This window comes from Modestobacter marinus (assembly GCF_019799945.1).
Taxonomy (GTDB): Bacteria; Actinomycetota; Actinomycetes; order Mycobacteriales; family Geodermatophilaceae; genus Modestobacter; species Modestobacter marinus_B.
This window is the reverse complement of record NZ_JABGCH010000069.1, coordinates 1-3,589: the sequence shown is the minus strand read 5'-3', so window position 1 is coordinate 3,589 and position 3,589 is coordinate 1. Positions and strand designations below refer to the sequence as shown.

1 rRNA gene is annotated in these 3,589 nt (G+C 60.7%); it reads left to right on the top strand.

Going from position 1 to position 3,589, the window contains the following annotated elements:
- The first annotated feature begins 377 nt into the window (after positions 1–377).
- Positions 378–3,512 (top strand): 23S ribosomal RNA (locus HK417_RS23970).
- Positions 3,513–3,589 lie beyond the last annotated feature (77 nt).

The window sequence follows — 3,589 nt, the reverse complement described above, 5'->3', positions numbered from 1 at the left end:
CGGTGGCCGGTGGTAGGCACGCTGTTGGGTCCTGAGGGAACGGGCCGCCCCCTTGCTCCGCGGATGCGGGGTGCGGGGTGGGTGGTTGCCTCCGGTGCAGGGCCTCGGTGCCCGTCACATCGCTCGTCGCATCCCCGGCGGACCACGGTCCGGGGGGGTGCGGGGGGTCCGGTGGCGGGGAGGGTCGGGGTGACTGTTCGTTGTTTGAGAACTGCACAGTGGACGCGAGCATCTTGTAGATGATCTCTGGACGCCCGCACTGGCCCATGCGCCGGCCCGGCCGTCGCCCCGTGTTGCGGGGTGGCGGGTCGTGGTGGTGCCCGGTCTTCCCGTGGGGGAGGCCGGGTGGTGGTGGGTGGGTGTGGGTGTGTTTGTGTGGTCAAGTTGTTAAGGGCACACGGTGGATGCCTGGGCACCAGGAGCCGATGAAGGACGTAGGAGGCTGCGATAAGCCTCGGGGAGCTGCCAACCGAGCGTTGATCCGAGGATGTCCGAATGGGGGAACCCCGCACCAGTCATGTGGTGTGACCCGCGCCTGAACACATAGGGCGTGTGGAGGGAACGTGGGGAAGTGAAACATCTCAGTACCCACAGGAAGAGAAAACAACAGTGATTCCGTGAGTAGTGGCGAGCGAAAGCGGAGGAGGCCAAACCGATCGCATGCCAAGCCGGCAGGCGTTGTGTGGTCGGGGTTGTGGGACGATTCAGATGGTTCTGCCGAGCCGTCGGGGAGTCAGAAAGTCTTGAGTTAGTGGAAGGCCTCTGGAAGGGGTCGCCGCAGAGGGTGAGAGCCCCGTACACGAAAACTCAGGGCCTCCCGGATCGTATCCCAAGTAGCACCGAGCCCGTGAAATTCGGTGTGAATCCGGCGGGACCACCCGCTAAGCCTGAATACTCCCTGGTGACCGATAGCGGACTAGTACCGTGAGGGAAAGGTGAAAAGTACCCCGGGAGGGGAGTGAAATAGTACCTGAAACCGTGTGCCTACAAGCCGTGAGAGCCCGGCCCGCCCTCGTGGTGGGTGGGTGATTGCGTGCCTTTTGAAGAATGAGCCTGCGAGTTAGCGGTGCGTGGCGAGGTTAACCCGTGTGGGGTAGCCGTAGCGAAAGCGAGTCCGAACAGGGCGTATCAGTCGCGTGCTCTAGACCCGAAGCCGAGTGATCTACCCATGGCCAGGTTGAAGCGCGGGTAAGACCGCGTGGAGGACCGAACCCACTTCGGTTGAAAACGGAGGGGATGAGCTGTGGGTAGGGGTGAAAGGCCAATCAAACTCGGTGATAGCTGGTTCTCCCCGAAATGCATTTAGGTGCAGCGTCGCGTGTTTCTTGCCGGAGGTAGAGCACTGGATGGCCGATGGGCCCCACAAGGTTACTGACGTCAACCAAACTCCGAATGCCGGTAAGTGAGAGCGCGGCAGTGAGACTGCGGGCGATAAGGTTCGTAGTCGAGAGGGAAACAGCCCAGATCATCAGCTAAGGCCCCCAAGCGTGTGCTAAGTGGAAAAGGATGTGGGATCGCAGTGACAACCAGGAGGTTGGCTTAGAAGCAGCCATCCTTGAAAGAGTGCGTAATAGCTCACTGGTCAAGTGGTTCCGCGCCGACAATGTAGCGGGGCTCAAGCACACCGCCGAAGCTGTGGCACTTCCATGTATCTCTGTCGGTCGTCTCCGGGCGGCCGGCCAGGGGTGGGGGTGGGTAGGGGAGCGTCGTGTGGCGGGTGAAGCGGCGGAGGAATCCAGCCGTGGACGCCACACGAGTGAGAATGCAGGCATGAGTAGCGAAAGGGGAGTGAGAAACTCCTCCGCCGGATGACCAAGGGTTCCTGGGCCAGGCTAATCCGCCCAGGGTGAGTCGGGACCTAAGGCGAGGCCGACAGGCGTAGTCGATGGACAACGGGTTGATATTCCCGTACCCGCGAAGGAGCGCCCATGCCGGACCCAGCGAGACTAACCATCCGAAGCCCGTTGAAGTCCTTCGGGACGATGCGGGTGGAGCGTGGGACCTGACCTGGTAGTAGGCAAGCGATGGGGTGACGCAGGAAGGTAGTCCTACCGGTGAGTGGTAGTACCGGTGCAAGGGTGTGGCCCGTGCCGCAGGTAAATCCGTGGCGCATGCAGGGTGAGGCCCGACGCATAGCCGAATGAGGCGAATTGGATGATCCTATGCTGCCGAGAAAAGCCTCTAGCGAGCTCCGAGCGGCCCGTACCCCAAACCAACTCAGGTGGTCAGGTAGAGAATACCGAGGCGATCGAGCGAACTGTGGTTAAGGAACTCGGCAAAATGCCCCCGTAACTTCGGGAGAAGGGGGGCCATCTGCTGTGAACCAGCTAGCCTGGGGCAGCGGTGGGTGGCCGCAGAGACCAGTGAGAAGCGACTGTTTACTAAAAACACAGGTCCGTGCGAAGTCGTAAGACGAGGTATACGGACTGACGCCTGCCCGGTGCTGGAACGTTAAGGGGACGGGTCAGCTGCCCTTTCGGGGTGGCGAAGCTCAGAACTCAAGCGCCAGTAAACGGCGGTGGTAACTATAACCATCCTAAGGTAGCGAAATTCCTTGTCGGGTAAGTTCCGACCTGCACGAATGGCGTAACGACTTCTCAGCTGTCTCAACCACAGGCTCGGCGAAATTGCACTACGAGTAAAGATGCTCGTTACGCGCGGCAGGACGGAAAGACCCCGGGACCTTCACTACAGCTTGATATTGGTGTTCGGTTCGGCTTGTGTAGGATAGGTGGGAGACTGTGAGGTCCGCACGCCAGTGCGGGCGGAGTCGCCGTTGAAATACCACTCTGGTCGAATTGGATGTCTAACCTCGGTCCGTGATCCGGATCAGGAACAGTGTCAGGTGGGTAGTTTAACTGGGGCGGTTGCCTCCCAAAATGTAACGGAGGCGCCCAAAGGTTCCCTCAGCCTGGTTGGCAATCAGGTGTCGAGTGCAAGTGCACAAGGGAGCTTGACTGCGAGACCGACGGGTCGAGCAGGAGCGAAAGCTGGGACTAGTGACCCGGCACCGGCATGTGGAAGCGGTGTCGCTCAACGGATAAAAGGTACCCCGGGGATAACAGGCTGATCTTCCCCAAGAGTCCATATCGACGGGATGGTTTGGCACCTCGATGTCGGCTCGTCGCATCCTGGGGCTGGAGTAGGTCCCAAGGGTTGGGCTGTTCGCCCATTAAAGCGGTACGCGAGCTGGGTTTAGAACGTCGTGAGACAGTTCGGTCCCTATCCGCCGTGCGCGTAAGAGACTTGAGAAGGGCTGTCCCTAGTACGAGAGGACCGGGACGGACGAACCTCTGGTGTGCCAGTTGTTCCGCCAGGAGCACTGCTGGTTGGCTACGTTCGGCAGGGATAACCGCTGAAAGCATCTAAGCGGGAAGCCCGCTTCAAGATGAGGTCTCTCACCGGGTCAACCGGGTAAGGCCCCCGCCCAGACCAGCGGGTTGATAGGCCGGAGGTGGAAGCGGCGCAAGTCGTGCAGCCGACCGGTACTAATAGGCCGAGGGCTTGACCACACATCCCCATCCAGCCCTTTTGAGCTCGATGTCACGCGTCCACTGTGCAGCTCTGGAACAACGAACACCCCCCACCC